The following is an 18,612-nucleotide window of genomic DNA, read 5'->3' as shown; positions in this document are numbered from 1 at the left end:
ATGGCCGGAAGAAAAGCCCTGTCGTGTCTGAAGGGAAACGGCAGGGCAGGCGCCACGGAAAGGAGTCTAGTCTATTGTGGTGCGGCTTTCCCGACAACACCTTGCGCGCGGAGTGACGATCGTGTAGATTTTCCTGCGACACGGAGGTTTACCGAAGCAGATTTCTGTGATTTGGCCCGGGCGAGGAGTGCGAGCGGTCCAGAGCACGGAGATGGCGTAGCGCACATCCATAGCGTGAGGAGTGAGAGACATGAAGTACCACGACATCACCCGCGAACTGATTTCCGCACCGCTCTATCCCGGAGCGCCCTTGCCCCAGGTGGAACAACAGGCCTCCATCAGTCGGGGGGCTCCCTACAACTTCAGTCTGCTCCACTCGAACCTGCACGCGGGAACCCACTGCGACGCCTATCTGCATTTCGTCGATGGCGATGCGGATGTGGCCGACATGCCCCTCGATCACTTCATCGGCACCTGTTACGTGCTCTCCGTTCCCAAAAACTGCCTCGTCGGGGCGGATTTCTTCAAGGAGCATCTGCCCAAGGGCGTCAAGCGGCTTCTTCTCAAATCGGACGGCACGTCCTACCTCGCCCCCGATGCGGGGCAGTACCTCATCGAGCAGGGGGTCATCACCGTCGGAACGGACGCCTGGTCCGTCGCCCCCGTGGAGGACGAGGGCAGCATCCATGTCCCCTTCCTCTCCAACCACGTGGCCATCATTGAATCCCTGGACCTCAGCAAGGTCCAGGACGGCGAGTATTACCTGGTGGCGGCGCCGTCGAAGATCTGTGGCGCCGAAGCTGGTCCCTGCAGGGCCATTTTGTTCGAGGGGGTTCCGGTGGCGTGAACCTGCGCCCGCCCGGGCGTCCGCAAGGCACTGCCTGCCGTGTGCGCTGCCGAAGCCCGGTCCGAAGACCGGGCTTCGGTGCTATCATGGGCACGACAGGCGGTAAAGCAGCGCACATCACCATAAGGGGGCGGCCATGATGAGCGAATCGTATCCCGAGCAGTTGTCCTATCTGCAGAAACCCGACGAGAAGGATGTTCCCCCGGAACTCCAGGAGGTGTTCGATTCCTACACCGACGCCCAGATGAAGAACTGGGGGTTCATCAACAACCTCTTCAAGGTTCTTCCCCTCAACGCCCGACAGTACAAGGGATTTCTGGACTTCAAGGCGTCTCTCTTCAATGAGGAGCACTGCTACCTGAGCGCCGCCGACAAGGAAATGATCGGTCTCGTCGTTTCCTCCACCAACGGGTGCACCTACTGCCTCACCACCCACAGCGACGTCCTGCGGGGGCTCACGGGGGATCCCATCTGGGTGGATAAGCTGTGCTACAACTACCGCAGCGCGGAACTGACTCCCAAGCAGCGTGCCCTGTGTGACTTCGCCTATTTCCTCACCGTGCACCCCCGGGAGATCACCACCGAGCAGGTGGACCGCCTTCGGGAGGTCGGCTTCAACGATCACGAGATCCTCGAAGCGAGCTACGTGGTGGGTTTCTTCAATTACACGAATCGGTGGGTGGGTGTTCTCGATCCGAAGCCGAACGACGGCCATTTCGCGCACAACCGGTGACCGGAGGGACGGTATGGCGGAGGTGACGCTGCAACAGCTCTTTACGCCGGGAAAGATCGGCGGAGTCTCCATTCCGAACCGGATCGTCTGCACCTCCATGGTGACCAACTACTGCGACGACGGGCGACGGATCGCTTCGTGGACTACTTCGAGGCGAAGGCCCGGAGCGGCTACGGTCTGATCATGTCCGAGGCCCTCGTGGTCGATCCCGCGGGAAAGGCTCGCCAACGAGGCGGGCATCAGGGAGGATGACAGATCGAGGGGCTTTTCCGGATGATCGCAGCCATTCACAGACACGGGAGCAGGACCTTCGCCCAGCTCCTCCACGCGGGGCGGCAGACCACGTCGCAGACCACCGGGGCATCCGGCCCGAGGCGCCGTCGCCGATTCCCTGTCCCGTGCGGCGGCCCTGCGGGGGCACCGCGTGCCCCTCTTCGAGCACCGTGCCTTTCTCGGTGGCCAATTCACCCTGGGGGCCTCGCCTCCCGCCCTCGAACCGGAGGTACGTGTCGCTGGTTCTCGCAAGGGTGGACCGCGTCACCGTGTCCTCAAACCTGGCCGGTTTGGGGGGAAAAGGCTCCGGAAACATCGGAGTGAAACGGACGAGGAAACGCCGGAGGGGCGAAGGAGAATCCTCCTTCGCCCCTCCGTTTGTCCCGCACGCGGAAAATCCGGACAGGGCGGTGCCTATGGAGAAGGAAAAACGAAAGGAATCTCTGAATAAGGCTGCGTCAGCCCCGCAGGGCGCCTCGCAGAGCCTGATGCGACCCGAGTCAAGGGAAAGCGAAAGGCCTTTATTCAGAGCTTCCGAAAGAAAAAGAGCGAGGAGAAACTGATCTATATTGATCTTTTGGGCATGTCCTCCATGAATGCCGAAATGGATTGACAAGGCGCGAAAGCAAGGTGTCTTGAATATCTCTCACCTACTGCCTACGAGCAGAAATATTTCAACTAAGGGCGGCGTAAAAATTTTGGTGTCCGCTTTGACGACTGACCCCAGCACATGGAAAAATGGTAGAGCACTGCGGTGCAACCAATACTTTTGGGGCTTTATTTGAGAACGGTGCCATTCGGCCAGGGAGGAACCTCCAGCAGATTCAGTTCCGCACGTGCATCGTCACCGCCATGCCGTTTTCCATTCCCCTCTTTTGATTTTTCCCACAAAAGCGTACAATAGAGCCCGAGAAAAGAGCCGGGGGCATCCCCGGCTTTTGTGTGCCGCAACCTCGGCAAGAAGGAGAAATGCACGAACCATGTCAACCTGCTTCGAAACCCCCACCAAGGAAACAACTCTCCGGAAGGAGATCGAGCGCCGCCGGACCTTTGCCATCATCAGCCATCCCGACGCGGGAAAGACGACCCTCACGGAAAAGCTGCTGCTTTTCGGAGGAGCCATCACGATGGCGGGAGCGGTGAAGGCCCGCAAGGCGGGACGCCACGCCGTCAGCGACTGGATGCAGATCGAGCAGGAGCGCGGCATCTCCGTGACCAGTTCGGTGATGAAGTTCGAGTACCGCGGGTACGAGATCAACCTGCTCGACACCCCGGGGCACGAGGATTTTTCCGAGGACACCTACCGGGTGCTGACCGCCGTGGACAGCGTCGTCATGGTGATCGACAGCGTGAAGGGCGTGGAAAGCCAGACGCGCAAGCTCATGGAGGTGTGCCGGATGCGCAACACCCCCATCATCACTTTCGTCAACAAGCTCGACCGCGAGGGCATGGCCCCCCTGGACATTCTGGGGGATATCGAGGAGAAGCTCCAGCTCGAGTGCGCGCCTCTCTCGTGGCCCATCGGCCGAGGAAAGCTCTTCAAGGGCACCTACAACCTCTACGGCAGGGAGCTGAACCTCTTCACGCCCGGAAGCGACCGTGTGGAGAAGGCGCGGGTCATCCGGGACGTGAACGATCCCGCTCTCGACGAGGCGCTGGGACGCCAGGCCGATGAGCTGCGCGAGGATCTCGCTTTGCTGGAGGGGGCGGCGAACCCCTTCGAGATGGAGCATTACCTGAAGGCGAACCAGACGCCGGTCTTCTTCGGCAGCGCCATCAACAACTTCGGCGTGAAGGAACTGCTCGACACCTTCGTGGAGATCGCGCCGTCCCCCCTGCCGCGGCCCGCCGTCACGCGCACCGTCGCTCCGGACGAGGAGGCATTCTCGGGTTTCGTCTTCAAGATCCAGGCCAACATGGATCCCTCGCACAGAGATCGTCTGGCTTTTCTGCGGGTGTGCTCGGGGCGCTTCCAGCGGGGGATGCGTCTGCGCCATCACCGTCTCGGCAAGGACGTGACCGTGGCGAACCCGGTCATCTTCATGGCGCAGGAGCGGGAGCTGGCGGAGGAAGCGTGGCCCGGCGACATCATCGGCATCCACAACCACGGCACCATCAAGATCGGCGATACCTTCACCGAAAAAGAACCCCTCAAGTTCACGGGTATTCCGAGCTTTGCGCCGGAGCACTTCCGAAGGGTGCGCCTCCAGTCGCCGCTGAAGGCGAAGCAGCTCCAGAAGGGGCTGCAGCAGCTTACCGAAGAAGGGGCGGTGCAGCTTTTTCGCCCTCTGGAGCGGAACGATTACATCCTCGGGGCCGTGGGAGCGTTGCAGTTCGACGTGACCATGGCGCGCCTGAAGGCGGAGTACGGCGTGGAGGCGGACTACGAGCCGGTGAACTACATGACCGCCCGGTGGGTGACCTGCGACGACAGGAAGATTCTGGAGGAGTTCGAGAAGGCCAATCGGAATGATCTGGCCATGGACGGAGAGGGAAATCTGGCTTTTCTGGCCGAGGGCAACTGGCAACTGCGCCTCGTGGCGGAGAAGTGGCCCCGGATCGTCTTTCACACCACGCGGGAACTGCGCTGATCCTGTCTCGGCCGAATTCGGGCCGGATCGTGCGGTGTCACGAAGCTGAAAACTAAAGAACGAGCAGCGTCTTGACGAGTGCTCTGATTGCTTCGAGTGTTTCCGGGGTTGTTCTTCCGGCTAGCCTGGCCGATCGGTTTTTCCAGTCGATGGTCTTGAGCTGGTCGCAGAGAGCAACCCCCGTTACGCTTCCCGACATCATGTCCAAGAGTACCTCGAAGGGGTAGCCTTTCGCCTGTTTCGTTATCGGAACGACCGTGCAGAGGTTCAGGATGCGGTTCGCGCTCGTCGGCGTCAGAACGACCGCCGGGCGTTCTGACGCTTGTTCGTGGCCGATGACCGGGTTAAAATTCACGAACACCACCTCTCCGGCATCCGGAATCCATGAATTTGCCCCCATGTCCGTCATTTGCCCTCACCAGATTTCGTTGCCCACAGGGAAGCCCCAATCGACAGAATCGTGCCTGTTTTCGTCGGTCACCCGAGCAAGCAACTCTTCGAGCGTGGGGTGTTCGGGGCGTTTCTTCACGCGAAACCCCTCGGTGGTGGCCAGCAGTTCGACCTGGGAACCCTCTCCGAGTTTCGTCTGTTTTGCCAGAGACTGCGGAATTCTGATGGCCAGGCTGTTTCCCCATTTTACGACGCGTACCTCCGTCCCGGTTTTCCGCGTCCTGCCCGTCATCTTCACGCCATTTCCCTCCTTTGACACAACAAAGACACCCTTGTTCCCTGCGGGCTCTTGTGTACATCTGCCATGTCGTTCCGCGTATATACAGAGTAGAGTTGCAGCATCCTGTGAAACCCTGTTGTCACTGACTTTATCAACATAATCGATCCTTTTGTCTTTGTCAAAAAATAAAAAGCCTTCACTGGTGACGGAATGGACAGAGACAGAGGAACGGCTCAAAGCCTACGCCCGCCAAACGGGGATGGAATAGAGGCTGTCTTGCTCTCGTCACCATCACGGGAGGGCCCCCCGCAGAAGGGTGTCTCGTGTCCTCGTGCAGGGGGGCCTGCGCCTCCGGTGTTTTTCTTCCGTGCTCTCTATCCGTTTTTGAGGTCCACGATCTCCTTCATGGTCTTGGGGATGTCGATTCCCTGGGGGCAGAGGGGAACGCATTTTCCGCAGGCGATGCAGCTTTCCGCCCGCTCTCGTTTGTTCAAGGCGCGGTAGTAGGTATTGCTGAGCACGATTTCCGCAAGATCCGGGTTTGACGAGTGGACTTTGCGGTAGTGGTTGTACAGCGAGAACACCCTCGGGATGTCCACTCCGGTGGGGCAGTCCATGCAGTAACGGCAACCGGTGCAGGGGATGGTTCCTGAAGAGCGGTAGATCGTCGCGACCTCGGCGAGAAGGGCTCGTTCCGTCTCCGACAGGGGGCGGAAGCGCGTCATCGTTCTCAGATTGTCCTCCATCTGCCCGAGGGTGCTCATGCCGCTCAGGACCGTCAGCACTCCCGGAAGGGATGCGGCGTAGCGCAGCGCCCACGATGCCTGGCTCGCCTCCGCGTCAGCTCGTTTCAACATGTTCGCCGCCGCCTCCGGAAGGTCCGCCAGCGCGCCGCCCCGGAGGGGCTCCATCACCACGACGGGAATTCCCCGCTCGGCGAGGAGGGTGTACTGGCCTTTCGCGTCGATGTCCTCCCAGTCAACGTAGTTCACTTGCAATTGTCCGAAATCCCATTCCCATTCGTTGACGATCCTCGCGACATGGGCGGTGGTGTCGTGCACGGAGAATCCCAGGTAACGGATGTAACCCGCCTCTTTTTTCTTCCGCAGGAACTCGTAGACGTTGTATTCGAGAACAGTGTTGTAGGTTTTCCCTCCGATGTTGTGGAGCAGGTAGAAATCGAAGTGCTCCACGCGGCATTTCCTGAGCTGTTCCGTGAAGATCCGCTCCAGGTCCTCCTTGGACGAGAGCACCCACGGGGGCATTTTCGTGGCCAGGTGATAGCTGTCGCGCGGGAATCCGGACAGAACTTCTCCGGCGAAGGATTCGCTCGCTCCTTCATGATACACCCAGGCAGTATCGAAGTAATTCACGCCCGCGGCGATGGCCATGTCGACCATCCGGCGTCCCGTTTCGAGATCGATGTCCTTTTTGTCCGACGATCTGGTGGGCAGGCGCATCAGGCCGAAACCCAGCAGCGAGACGGCTTTGTCGATACCCTTGAACGATCTTGTTTCCATGGTGGCTTCAACCTCCTTTTTTTTGCAGCTTCTGCAGCGGAGCGCAAAGACGGGCAAAAGTCGTGCGGCAAGAGAAACCGTGTCCGGGTATCACTATACCGCATCGGAGGGTGCGAGACCAGAGAGAGATGCCCCGGGGTGAGGAGTTTTCGATGTTCTTGCGAGAGGGCGCGAAAGCGTTGCACAAGGGTCATGATTCCGTAACGGGGAGAGGATACGCTTGCGAAAGAACGGCAACTTCATCCTACGGGAGGTCGATGGAATCGTGATGTACGGGTTGTTCAAGGCATGGCGACGTTTCCGGCGCGGTGTCGCTGCGTCGGTGTCTCCGGCGGTGTTTCTGGGAGGTGCGCTCCTCGTCTTTGTTCTCGCCGCTGCGGGATGGTGCGGCGAGCTGGTCCTCTCGCCGTTTTCCGGAACGTCCGGAAAGGGGTTCGACGAGGTGTACGTGGTGGACGGCGACACGCTTTCACCTGCGGAGAGGGTGACGGGGCCGATTCCGGAGGGCCTCGCCTCCTTCCGTGGCGAGGGGGAAAGACTGGTTCTCACGGTGTTTCACTTCAATGACCTGCACCACCACATCACCGTTCCGCACAAGACGCGGGGAAATACGCACTTTCTCGCGCAGATGGTGCGCCAGGTACGCGAGGCCAGGGCGGCGAAGGGTGCCGACGAGGCGGTGCTCTTTCTCTCCGCCGGCGACGACCACACGGGAACACCCTTCGACGAACTGCTGGGGGGCAACGGGGCGGAGTTCAAAGTCGATCCTGTCTATCGGGCCTACAGTGCGGCGAATCTGGATGCTGCGGTGATCGGCAATCACGACCTGGACAAGGGAACGGAGATCCTCGCCAAAGGCATCGCCCAGGATGTCCGTTTTCCCGTCCTGTCGGCGAATCTGCACGGCTCGGCCGTTCTTCGGCCCGGACAGATCCACCGCGCTCTTCTCGGCGTGGTGCGGGGATATCGGGTGGGAATCGTCGGGCTTACCACCACGAACTCTCCGAAACAACCCGAGGATCCGGGCTTTCGCATCACGCCTCCCCTCGAAGCGCTGCAGCATCTCCTGCCCGCCCTGGAGCCCCTCTGTGATGTGGTGATCCTCCTGACCCACGTGGGATACGAGGACGAGCCTGCCATCTACGGTGACGAGAGCGACCGTTTTCTTGCCCGCAAGGCTCGGGAACTCACGTCCAAACCGGTGCTGGTGGTAGGGGCCCACAGCCACTCCGTGCTGAACGAAAAGGGGCTGGAGGTGCGCGAGGGAGACGTGCCCATTTTGCAGGGCGGCCAGCGCGGGCAGTTTCTCGGCAAGAGCCGTCTCGATCTGGTCCGCTCGGGTGATACGATGCACCTCGCAAACGCGGAAGCGTTTCTCGTTCCTCTGAAAAAGCGCGACGACCGCGTTGCCGCGGACAACCCCGACTACGGCCGGTTCGAACACGACGGCGACTACGACGAGGTGTTCGAGAAGAGCACTGTGGATCCCCTTTTCGCGCTGCTGTCGGAGAAGATGAGCGAGACGCTCGGCGCGGTGACCGTGGATGGCCTCGATGCGGACAGAACTCTCGTGGAGCGCTACACCGGAGAATGCGCCCTGGCAAACTTCATGAACGAGGCCATCGTGCGGCGTGCGGTCACGTTCTCGGAAAAGCCCGTGGACCTGGCGCTGATCAACGCCTCGGGCGTCATCGCCGGAGTGGACAAGGGGTCCCTCGCCTACAGTGACTGGTATGCGGTGATGCCCTTCGCGGACACGCTCCAGGTGGGGGAGATGACAGGAGCCCAGATTCGGGACATGGTGGTCAACAACGCCAAGCGCATCATCCGACCCGACGAGGCGGCGGGCATGGACCTGAAGAACACCTACGTGGGAAGAGGCTTTCTCCATTTCTCCGGAGCGCTCCGCTACACGATCCGCCTGGGGCGGGATGCGGGGGAGACCGTTGCGGAGAACATCACGCTCCACGGCAAGCCCATCGAGGAGCAGCTCGATCGGGTGTTCACGGTGGTGTTCAACAGCTATATCGGAAACGGCGGCGGAGACAGTTGCTGGAACGGAAAGAAAATCCCCGACATCGCCGCCGAGGTGACGGGATTCGACATCGGTTCCCTGCCCAAGATCGACACGGGGCTGATCTATCGCAACGAGATCATCGCCGACATTCGCACCCAGGGCGGCATCGACGCTGCGAAAGGCGCCGCTTTGGACGGTAGGGTCACGCTGGTTCCGTAACCATGCGGTGCTTGCGGCAACATCGGTGACCCGCACACGCGCCCGGGGTTTCCGCGACAAAACGCCTACGCGTTTCTCTCTGAAAAATCATCGGAATTCCACGGGGAAAGCCGCTGCAGCGGCTTTCCCCGTGGCGCATCGCCGCCTGGTCCGCTGTCATGCTGCTCCGTACCCGTTCCGTTTGTTCCGTCACTGCCGCATTCTCGGATAACATGACGCTACCCGAAGGGCGGTTCCTCTCTTGACAGATCACCCTCCGTTCGGTAGGCTGAAAAACAAAAATATGGGACAATGTGTCCCATTTTTGAGAGGGGTTCCGGGAGAAATGACGCAGGGGAGGATGGAGCAGCGGCAAAGTGCCGTGGAAAAGATCGTCGCCGTCATGGAACTTCTTTGCCTCTCCGGAAGAACCTTCAGCCTGCGGGAGATCGAGAGTCGAGTGGGAATTCCCCGGAGTACTCTCCACCGGCTGCTTCTCTCTCTGGAAAAGGCGGGATGGGTCACCCGGGATGCCTCGTCGGAGCGCTTCCGTCCGGGGGTGCACTTCTTTCTTCTTCATCGGGGTGACCTGTTTCATGGCGAGCTGATCCGGATCGCCGGGCCGGAAATGGAGCGGCTCGTCCGCGAGACGGGCAAGACCGCAGTGATGAGTGTACTGGAAGGAATGACAGGGCTCTGCATTCACCACGTGGAGCCGAAAGGAACCGCGGTAAAGTACGTGGCGCACAGGGGCATGGGCGTTCCCGTCCACGTGGGAGCCACGGGCAAAGTGCTGCTCGCCTTCTGCCGCGAAGACCTCCGGGAGCGCATTTTCGCCTCGGGACTTCCCGAGGGCGTGGACAAGGTTGTGCTGCAGAGGGAGCTTGCGGAGATCCGAAGGCGGGGTTACGCCTATAGCAGGGAAGAATGGATGGAGCACGCCGGGGACATCAGCGTTCCCCTCTTCGACGGCAGGGGGGAATTCGTGGCGCAGTTCGGGCTCGCCGGGCTGGTGACCAGCTTCGAGGGGCAGGAGGAGGCGCTTGTCGCAAAGCTCAAGGATGTAGCGACCCGGGTGAGCGGGGCGTTGCAGTCCGTTTTTTCGGGATAAAGCGAAGCGAGGAGGCTGGAAGCCATCCGGAGGGGGCGCGTGTGTGCTTCCGTGTGTGGGCGTCTCCGGAACGCCCCTCCGGAAGCCGTTGCGGTTGTCGGAGAGGTTGCTGAAAAAAGGGAAACATGCTGTCGCGGAACAGAAAACGACGGGGCGATAGTGGTCGTGTTTTTTGAAAAGATGCCCCAATTCCGTACCGAAGGAGGTCTTCAGGATGCATGAGGTGAACGAATTGAACGAGCGAGCCATGAGCATCAAGCTCGACGCCGAGCTGCCCAGCGACCCCGAATTTCTTCCCGGAATCCGGCGGGCGCCGGACCGGGGCTGGACACTGAACCAAAAGGAGACGGAGCTTGCTCTCCGCAATGCCCTCCGCTACGTTCCGGAGGAGTTGCACGAGACACTGGCCCCCGAGTTTCTCGAGGAACTCCGCACCAGAGGACGCATTTATGCCTACCGCTACCGACCGGCTGGCCGGCTTCGTGGCAAACCCGTCGACGAGTACGAGGGGAAATGCCTGGCGGGCAAGGCGTTCCAGGTCATGATCGATAACAACCTGGATTTCGAGGTCGCCCTCTATCCCTACGAGCTGGTCACCTACGGCGAGACTGGGCAGGTCTGCCAGAACTGGCTTCAGTACCGTCTCATCAAAAAATATCTGGAACAGCTCACCGAGGACACAACCCTTGTTCTGGAGAGCGGACATCCCCTCGGCCTCTTCAAATCCCACCCCGAGGCGCCCCGGGTGATCCTCACCAACGGACTTCTGGTCGGGCTCTTCGACAATCAGGCTGAATGGCACCGGGCCATGCAGCTCGGCGTGAGCAACTACGGCCAGATGACCGCCGGTGGCTGGATGTACATTGGCCCTCAGGGCATCGTGCACGGAACCTACAACACGCTGCTCAACGCTGCACGGCAGCGGTTCGGCGTCGGTCCCAAGGAAAACCTCGCGGGAATTCTCTTTGTCTCCTCCGGCTTGGGTGGCATGAGCGGCGCCCAGCCCAAGGCCATCGAGATCGCCGGAGGCGTGGGCATCGTGGCCGAAGTGGACGCCTCCCGCATTGAGACCCGCCGCAGCCAGGGGTGGGTCAGCCGGGTCGCCGAGAGCTGCGAGGATGCCTTTGCCCTGGCCGACGAAGCCTTGGCCAAACGTGCGCCTCTCTCCATCGCCTATCACGGAAACATTGTGGACCTTCTTCAATACGCAGTGAACCATTCCATAGCGATTCCGCTTCTCTCCGACCAGACCTCCTGCCACGCCCCCTACGACGGCGGCTACTGCCCTGTTGGGCTTTCTTTCGAGGAGCGCACCGAGATGCTCCACAAAGACCCCAAGGAGTTTCGACGTCGGGTGGACGAGACACTTCGCCGACATTATGAACTTATCAAGGTGCTCACCGGTCGGGGAACCTATTTCTTCGACTACGGCAACTCCTTCATGCGGGCTGTCTTCGACGCGGGGGTGAAGGAGATCTGCCGGAACGGCGAGAACACCTACGAGGGATTCATCTGGCCCTCCTACGTGGAGGACATTATGGGGCCGGTTCTCTTTGACTACGGCTACGGCCCCTTCCGCTGGGTCTGCCTGAGTGGAAGCCCCGAGGATCTCCGCAAGACCGACCGTGCCGCCATGGAGTGCATCGATCCGGACCGGCGAGCCCAGGACTACGACAACTGGGTGTGGATCCGCGATGCCGAGAAGAACCGTCTCGTCGTGGGAACCCAGGCCCGTATTCTCTACCAGGATGCGGAGGGGCGGACGAGGATTGCCCTGAAGTTCAACGAGATGGTCCGCAACGGAGAAATCGGTCCCGTCATGATGGGGCGGGACCATCACGACGTCTCCGGCACGGACTCTCCCTACCGCGAGACCTCCAACATCAAGGATGGCAGCAACATCTGCGCCGATATGGCCGTGCAGTGCTTCGCCGGCAACGCCGCCAGGGGTATGACGCTCTGCGCGCTCCACAATGGGGGTGGTGTGGGCATTGGAAAGGCCATCAACGGAGGCTTCGGCATGCTCCTTGACGGCTCGGAACGAACCGACCGGATCCTGCGCTCCGCCATGATGTGGGACGTGTTGGGCGGTGTCGCCCGCAGGGCCTGGGCCCGCTGCGAGCATGCGGAAGAGGTGAGTCGCGAGGTGAACACCAAGTACGAGGGAAGCTACCACATCACGTTGCCCTTCAGGGTGGCCGACGATCTGGTGCGCCGCACCGTGGCCGGATCTTCGGAAAAGAAGTAACATCCGGCAAGCTGCACTCGACACGGACAGGTGTCGGCACCCGGAGTATCCGCAGGCTGGCACCTGTTTGAAGGAGTCGCGAAAAATGTCCTTCGATCTGCATCCTCCGAAACCAGAGTTGTTTTTCACACGAAACGATCCCAACGATCCCAGGCTCGGCGACCTCGTTCGGCCGGTCGACGGCGGACTCGAGAAGATGCCCGGCGAGATCCGCATCGCCCTCGTGGGCTTTCCAGAGGACAGGGGTATCGCCGCCAACGGGGGAAAGAAAGGAGCCGCCGGAGGACCCGAGGCCATCCGGCGGTCCTTCTATAGACTGACGCCAGGTTTCGGTCGCGATTTCTACGGACTTCCCATGGCCGACCTTGGCGACGTGCCTCCCGGCAAGACCCTCGAGGAAAGTCACGACCGCCTCACCCAGACGATCAGGCGGATTCTGGAGCGGGACATCTTCCCCATCGTCCTCGGCGGCGGACACGACCTGACCTTTCCCGGCCTAGTGGGGATGGTTGAAGCGCTGGCGCTCGGCGAGGGAGAACTGGGGCTCATCAATGTGGACAGTCATCTGGATGTGCGCGACCTCAGCCGGGGCATCACCAGCGGAACCCCTTTCCGGAGGGCGCTGGAGGGGTTGCCGCGACGGGCGCTTTTGGGGCGTTCCTTCGTCGAGTTCGGCATACAGGAACCCTTCAACTCACCCCACTACTATCGGTGGGTCAGGGAACAGGGTGCCACCGTCATGACCCTCACGTCCGTCGGAAACCGCCCGATGGAGTATTTTCTCGAGGCAAGCCGCATCGCTGGGGACGGGACCCGGGTGGTGGCTCTCTCCATCGACATTGATGCCGTCCGAAGCCAGGAAGCCCCCGGCGCCTCCGCGAGCAATCCAAGAGGCTTCAAGGCTCCGGAGCTGGAGAAGATCGCCTATCTCGCTGGACGGACCGATCGCATCCGGTATCTGGACCTGGTGGAGATGTGTCCTCCCTTGGACGAGAACGGCAGAACAGCCGCCCTCTGTGCGGGGATTCTCTTCTGGTTCTGCAAGGGGTTCAGCGAGAGAGGACGGCGGTGAGGGCGGTGTGCCGGAGAACCCGGTGCGCCGGCGGGAGACCACAGAAGTCACGAGAACGCCGGAGTCCGTTTTTTCGGGCTCCGGCGTTCTCTGTCGATCCGGAAAGGGTTTGCTCTCCCGGGAGGAATGTCGCTTCATCTCTGCTCTGCTTTTCCGCCCCGCCGTTTTGTCCGTTCCGTTTCTCGCCGCATTGTGCGGTTTTCGGGAAGAGTTTCGGAAGCTCTGAATAAAGGCCTTTCGCTTTCCCTTGACTCGGGTCGCATCAGGCTCTGCGAGGCACCCTGCGGGGTTGACGCAGCCTTATTCAGAGATTCCTTTCCTTTTTTTTATGGAAGAACCTCGATGATTCCCGAGACCATGCCCATCCAACAACTGAACTTGTAGCGCCCCGGCTTTTCCGGGGTGAACTCCGCCACCGCCGTGCCTCCCCGGACGAGGGGGAGCGTTCCGTTGAAGAGCCCCCTGGCCATGACGGCGTTGGTGCAGCCGCTGAATCCTCCGTCCGTGATCTCCCAGCGCACGGGGACGCCCGCCTTCACCTGGAAGACGTTCGGCGTGTAACTCCGGGCTCCGGCGGCCATGATGATGCGCTGTGCCGCCTGGGGTGGTGGCGTCTCGGAACGAAGTGGCGCACCCGTCGGTGCGGGCTGACCGGTGATGGGGCTTCCGTCCGGCGCCGCACCGGCGGTGCAGCATGAACTGTCCTGGGAGGCTGCGCCGGGTTCCGCGACGGAACAGCAGGCGCCGCCGAACCCCGCATCGCTCGGAAAGCGTCCGCTCGGGGGAGATGGCGCAGGAGCTTCGGGCTCCACGGTGCAGCAGGTACTTCCCGTGATGCCCGCGTCGTTCGGGAAACGCGATGCGGGAGTTGCCTGGGATGTCGCCGGAGCCTCCGGAGCGAGGGGCACGGCGGAGGCCTGCTCCGGTGCGGTGCGGAAGAAGGGCAGATCGCTTAAGGAGGGCATGCTCAGGACATTGAGCTGGGCGTTCACGTTGTAGAGCGCCGCCATGAGGACGAGCGCTCCCGCGATGCGCCCCGCGAGTCGGGAGAAGCGCGGATGCGACAGAAAGCGTGTTCCGGCGATGCCGATGGCCAGCAGGGAGGGCGCTGTTCCGAGGGCGAAGGCGAGCATGACCAGGGCTCCCCGGAACGGGTCGCCCGACAAAAGCGCCACGCCCTGGACGGTGATGGAGAAGCCGCAGGGAAGGAACACCGTGGAGGCGCCGAGGAGAAAGGGTGTCCGGGTGCCCTTTCCCTTTCGGGACGTTCCCTCTCCCGAAAAGGGGAGGCGGAGTCGCTCCGCGCCGGGAACGCCGAGCATCTGGAGCCCCAGAGCCGCCATGACGAAGGAGACGGCGAAGACCAGAAGCGCCGCGGCGGGAGCGGAGATCCGGAAGGCACTTCCCAGCGATCCGAGAAGTGCCCCCGCCGCGCCGTAGGCGACGAGGCGGCCGAGGTTGAAGGACAGACACGATTTCCCGTTTCCGTCGGTCCCCCAGGAGCGGGAGACGGAGAGCACCAGCCCTCCCACGAGAGCGGCACAGCTCGAAATGCCCGCGAGCAGGCCGAAGAGGACGAAGGCGGGAAGCGCCGACGACGTGTCCACGAGGACGAGATGAAGGATGCCGCTGTGCTCCAGAAAAAGAAAGAACGCCGCCGCGAGGAGGACCGCACCTCCGGCGAGGGCGAACTCCCGGAGACGTCCCCCCGCGTCGTCAAAGGGGGTTTCGGCGAAGAGATACCCCTGGTCGGCGAAGAGTTCCCCGAGTTTCTCCGGGGAGAGGGCCTGCGATGCTCTCGTTTCCGGCGGATCCTGCGGCGCCGCCCCGCCGTTTTCGTGCGTTCCGGAAGCCGCCGAGTGCTCCGGCTTCGCGAGGGTGACCGTCACCGTTCCCTCCGCCAGGGAGGCGCGCACATGCCGCACACCGGGCAGTTCACCGATCCGTTCCGCCACGAGGGCTTCGCAGGCGGGGCAGTGCATGCCCCGGACGAAGAGACGCACCTGGGGCTCCGGCTCGTTCTTCCGCGGCGCAGGCGCTGGAGTTTTCGCCTCCGTTGCGGCATCCGGGGTTTCTTGTGCCCTTGCCGAGCCCTTCTTCGGAGGCGTCGCCTCTTCCGGGCTTTTCGATTCTGTTCGTTTTTCGTCTTTTCCTGCCATGATCGTCTCCATCCCTCCTCAAACGCAGGCTCCTCTTGCTACCCCAAGGAAGCCCGCGATTTCTCCCGAACAGCATCGACCATCGGATTTCGCCATCCATCAAGGAAAGAAATCCTCGGCGGTCATGACGCATTCTTTTTCCGTGCCTTGCTCACATGTCACCATGCATTCCCTGTCTGACGCGTTTTGTCTCTACGTTCCCCGCCGGGAAGCGCAACGCGTTTTTTCAGCGCCGCGCCGAGTTTTTCCGCCCCCGGTCCACGGTCCGGAATCAGAGCCGGAGCTTGCGGAGGCGCAGAGAGTTGGTCACCACGTTGATGGAACTCAGTGCCATGGCTGCCTCGGCGAGAAGGGGATGGAGAAGTCCCACGAAGGCCAGGGGGATGGCCACCACGTTGTAGAAGAAGGCCCAGAAGAGGTTCTGCCGGATCTTCCGGAACATGGCGTCGGCGATGAGGAAGGCCTCCACGAGGGATTCCAGATTGCCCCGGACGAGCACCACGTCCCCGGCCTCCCGGGCGATGTCCGTTCCCGTGCCCATGGCGATTCCGACGTTCGCCTTCTTGAGGGCCGGGGCGTCGTTGATGCCGTCTCCCACCATGGCCACGGTGTGTCCCGCGGCCTGGAAGCGTTCCACCACGCTCATCTTGTCCTGGGGGAGAACTTCCGCCACGATCTCGTCCATGCCGAGCATGGCGCCGATGCGTTCCGCGGAGCGCCGCACGTCTCCGGTGACGAGCACCACTTTCTTGCCCATGTGCCGAAGGCGCTCCACCGAGGCGACGCTCTCGGGCTTGATCTCGTCGGCGAGAAGGAAGAGGCCGAGCACGCGCTCCTCGTCCCAGAGCAACACCGGTGTGGCGGCGGCGGCGGTGCCCTCTTCGAGTACCCGGGTGAGTTCGTCGGAAAGAATGCTTTTTCCGGGGGACGCGTCGGAGTTCGTCTCGGAGAGCCACGCGAGATTTCCCGCGTAGACCGTCCTTCCGTCCACCACGCCGCTCACGCCTCGCCCGGGTGTCACCTGAAAGCGCTCCACCGGCTCGGCGGTCATGCCCGCCGTTGCGGCGTGTTCCACGATGGCCCGGCTCAGGGGATGCTCCGAGGGAGTCTCCAGCGCCAGGGCGAGACGGAGGAGATCCGCCTCGGTCATTCCCGGGGCAGGAGCAATGCGCTCGACCTTGGGGCGCCCGAGGGTGACCGTTCCGGTCTTGTCAAGGAGCACCACGTCCACGGCCTTCATGGTCTGCACGGCTTCGCCGTTCCGGAAGAGAACGCCCCGTTTGGCGGACATGCCCGTGCCCACCATGAGCGCCGTGGGTGTGGCGAGCCCGAGCGCGCAGGGGCAGGCGATGACCAGCGTGGCGATGGCCGCCGAGAGTGCCCTGGAGAAGACGGGCATGTCCGGCGGAATCCAGGGAAGAAGCCGGGAGGCCGCGGCGATGAAGGGTGCGAACACGTTGGGGAAGAAGAAGAGCAGTGCGAAGGAGAGCGCCGACAGAACGGTGACGACGGGCACGAACACCGAGGTGATGCGGTCCGCGAAGGCCTGGATGGGCACCTTCGTCCCCTGGGCCTCCTGGACGAGGGAGATGATCTGGGAGAGGAAGGACTCCGCGCCGATGCGGGTGACCCGGATGCGCAAGAAGCCGTCGAGATTGATGGTCGCCCCCGTGACGGCCTCTCCGGCCTTGCGGACCACCGGCAGCGGCTCGCCGGAGATCATGGACTCGTCGATGCTGCTCGTTCCCTCCACGATCTCGCCGTCCTGGGGGATCTTCTCTCCGGGGCGGACGCGCATCACGTCGCCGGGGACGAGTTCCTCCACGTCCACCTCGACGACGGAACCGTTCCGCTCCACCGTGGCGCGTTTGGCGCCCATCTCGAGCAGTTTGGCGATCTCCTTCGTCGCCCGGGTGCGCGCTCCCGTCTCCAGGTAACGCCCGGTGAGGTGGAAGGCCATGATCATGCCACCCACCATGGCGTAGCTCACCACGGGCAGCCCGGCGATCTTCAGGAGTCCCGACGCGAAGGAAGCCAGCGTGCCGAGGGTGATGAGAGTGTCCATGCTCGTCTGCAGGCGAAGGATCTGCTTGAACGCCCGGGAGATGGTGTCCCAGCCCGCCCAGAAGATGATGGCTCCGCTCAGGAGCTGCTCCAGCAGGAGATGCTGGGTGAGGTCCGGCGGAATCTTGATCCCCATCTCGTGGAGGATCATGAGGATCGCCGAGGGAATGCCCAGGCTCCAGGCAAAGATCATGCGACGTTTCGCCTCGGCGAGTTCCTTGCCCGCCAGATCCTCCGCCTCGGTGGATTTCGCCAGGGGTTTCAGCGCAAAGCCGACCTTGCCCGCCGCCTCTTCGAGCGCCCCGGCGGAGATCCCTTCCGGGTCGGCTTCCACGAAGGCCCGCTTCTGGGGAAAGTTCACCGATGCGGCGCGGACCCCCGTCACCTTGGTCAGCTCCCGCTCCAGCGTGCGTGCGCAGGCGGCGCAGTGCATCCCCTCCACGGAAAAGCTCAGGCGCCGTGCACCTCCGGAGAGGGGATTCTCCTTCACCAGTGCGGTAAAGCCGAGTTTTTCCACCGCTGTGACGAACAGGGTCGGATCGAGGCCCGCATCGGCCTCGACAACGGCGAGATGCAGGGGAAAGTTCACCGATGCCTCCCGCACACCGTCGAGTTTCCGCAAGGCCCTTTCCACCGAAGCGGCGCAGGCGGTGCAGTGCATGCCTCCCACGTCGAGGGTGACCTTCTTCGTCGTCTCCGTCACGGAAATTCCTCCTTGGTTATGGCTTTTGCAGCGTTGTCGTGAAGAGAGATAGACTAATTCTACCAGAATAGTAGGAAATATATAGCGTAGAGTCTATCAGAGAGAGCAGATACCCTACATCGGTAGTTTTCGGTATCGTAAAGACTCACGGAGCATGCTCTCCGGAGGATATCCCATGTAAGGAAAGAAGGGGCGCTCTTTTGTTTTGCCCCATGACCTTTCTTGATCTGGAGCATTTTAAGAAGATTAACGAAACCTACGGACATCCCGCCGGTGACGCGGTGCTTCGGGGGCTCGTGGAGCTGTTCGAGGTGCATCTGGGGCCGGAGGATGTGGTGGGGCGTTTCGGGGGCGAAGCATTCATTCTGGAAATCTCTGAATAAGGCTGCGTCAGCCCCGCAGGGCG

General features: G+C 62.0%; 14 protein-coding genes. 9 read left to right on the top strand and 5 right to left on the bottom strand.

Annotation, left to right across the window (positions count from 1 at the left end; translation table 11 throughout):
- The first annotated feature begins 250 nt into the window (after positions 1-250).
- The 4 genes from K349_RS0102495 (at position 251) to K349_RS0102470 (ending at position 4,444) form a co-directional block, all read left to right on the top strand.
- On the top strand, positions 251-847 hold the full coding sequence (locus K349_RS0102495; protein WP_026368307.1) for a cyclase family protein: 597 nt from the start codon (positions 251-253) through the stop codon (positions 845-847).
- A gap of 136 nt (positions 848-983) precedes the next feature.
- Complete coding sequence (locus K349_RS0102490) at positions 984-1,580, top strand: peroxidase-related enzyme (RefSeq protein ID WP_211240317.1); 597 nt, start codon at positions 984-986, stop codon at positions 1,578-1,580.
- 13 nt (positions 1,581-1,593) lie between these two features.
- Complete coding sequence (locus K349_RS19015) at positions 1,594-1,761, top strand: hypothetical protein (RefSeq protein ID WP_157367254.1); 168 nt, start codon at positions 1,594-1,596, stop codon at positions 1,759-1,761.
- A gap of 1,072 nt (positions 1,762-2,833) precedes the next feature.
- Positions 2,834-4,444: a peptide chain release factor 3 gene (locus K349_RS0102470; protein ID WP_026368303.1), complete on the top strand. Its 1,611-nt coding sequence runs from the start codon at positions 2,834-2,836 to the stop codon at positions 4,442-4,444.
- A 52-nt stretch (positions 4,445-4,496) separates the two neighbouring features.
- Here K349_RS0102470 and K349_RS0102465 read toward each other — a convergent pair whose 3' ends face one another.
- From K349_RS0102465 to K349_RS0102455, 3 genes are all read right to left on the bottom strand, one after another.
- A complete protein-coding gene (locus K349_RS0102465) occupies positions 4,497-4,853 on the bottom strand; it encodes a type II toxin-antitoxin system PemK/MazF family toxin (RefSeq protein WP_211240316.1) in 357 nt (118 codons plus the stop codon).
- Positions 4,854-4,859: 6 nt separating this feature from the next.
- Positions 4,860-5,126: an AbrB/MazE/SpoVT family DNA-binding domain-containing protein gene (locus K349_RS16145; RefSeq protein ID WP_026368301.1), complete on the bottom strand. Its 267-nt coding sequence runs from the start codon at positions 5,124-5,126 to the stop codon at positions 4,860-4,862.
- Positions 5,127-5,488: 362 nt separating this feature from the next.
- Positions 5,489-6,634: an aldo/keto reductase gene (locus tag K349_RS0102455; protein ID WP_026368300.1), complete on the bottom strand. Its 1,146-nt coding sequence runs from the start codon at positions 6,632-6,634 to the stop codon at positions 5,489-5,491.
- Between the two features lie 268 nt (positions 6,635-6,902).
- On the opposite strand from K349_RS0102455, the gene K349_RS0102450 reads away from it, so the two are divergent.
- The 4 genes from K349_RS0102450 to K349_RS0102430 all read left to right on the top strand — a co-directional run bounded on the left by K349_RS0102450 (position 6,903) and on the right by K349_RS0102430 (position 13,280).
- The gene (locus tag K349_RS0102450; protein ID WP_034264549.1) at positions 6,903-8,870 is read left to right on the top strand and encodes a bifunctional metallophosphatase/5'-nucleotidase; all 1,968 of its coding nucleotides are present in this window, start codon (positions 6,903-6,905) and stop codon (positions 8,868-8,870) included.
- A gap of 325 nt (positions 8,871-9,195) precedes the next feature.
- Positions 9,196-9,960: an IclR family transcriptional regulator gene (locus K349_RS0102445; RefSeq protein ID WP_157367252.1), complete on the top strand. Its 765-nt coding sequence runs from the start codon at positions 9,196-9,198 to the stop codon at positions 9,958-9,960.
- Positions 9,961-10,174: 214 nt separating this feature from the next.
- Positions 10,175-12,208, top strand: coding sequence for a urocanate hydratase (locus K349_RS0102435; protein ID WP_026368296.1), 2,034 nt, complete (start codon positions 10,175-10,177; stop codon positions 12,206-12,208).
- 85 nt (positions 12,209-12,293) lie between these two features.
- The gene (locus tag K349_RS0102430) at positions 12,294-13,280 is read left to right on the top strand and encodes a formimidoylglutamase (RefSeq protein ID WP_026368295.1); all 987 of its coding nucleotides are present in this window, start codon (positions 12,294-12,296) and stop codon (positions 13,278-13,280) included.
- Between the two features lie 326 nt (positions 13,281-13,606).
- On the opposite strand, the gene K349_RS0102420 is transcribed toward K349_RS0102430, so the two are convergent.
- Both K349_RS0102420 and K349_RS0102415 read right to left on the bottom strand, forming a co-directional pair.
- On the bottom strand, positions 13,607-15,439 hold the full coding sequence (locus K349_RS0102420; RefSeq protein WP_169731292.1) for an urease accessory protein UreH domain-containing protein: 1,833 nt from the start codon (positions 15,437-15,439) through the stop codon (positions 13,607-13,609).
- Positions 15,440-15,710: 271 nt separating this feature from the next.
- On the bottom strand, positions 15,711-18,206 hold the full coding sequence (locus K349_RS0102415) for a heavy metal translocating P-type ATPase (protein WP_026368292.1): 2,496 nt from the start codon (positions 18,204-18,206) through the stop codon (positions 15,711-15,713).
- A 200-nt stretch (positions 18,207-18,406) separates the two neighbouring features.
- Here K349_RS0102415 and K349_RS18465 point away from each other — a divergent pair, with 200 nt between their 5' ends.
- Entirely contained in the window at positions 18,407-18,589 is a 183-nt protein-coding gene (locus tag K349_RS18465) for a diguanylate cyclase (protein WP_157367251.1), read from the top strand.
- Positions 18,590-18,612 lie beyond the last annotated feature (23 nt).

The sequence above is a fragment of the Aminiphilus circumscriptus DSM 16581 genome (assembly GCF_000526375.1).
GTDB classification, from domain to species: Bacteria; Synergistota; Synergistia; order Synergistales; family Aminiphilaceae; genus Aminiphilus; species Aminiphilus circumscriptus.
The sequence above is the reverse complement of the archived record's forward strand: the minus strand, read 5'-3'. Positions and strand labels throughout refer to the sequence as shown.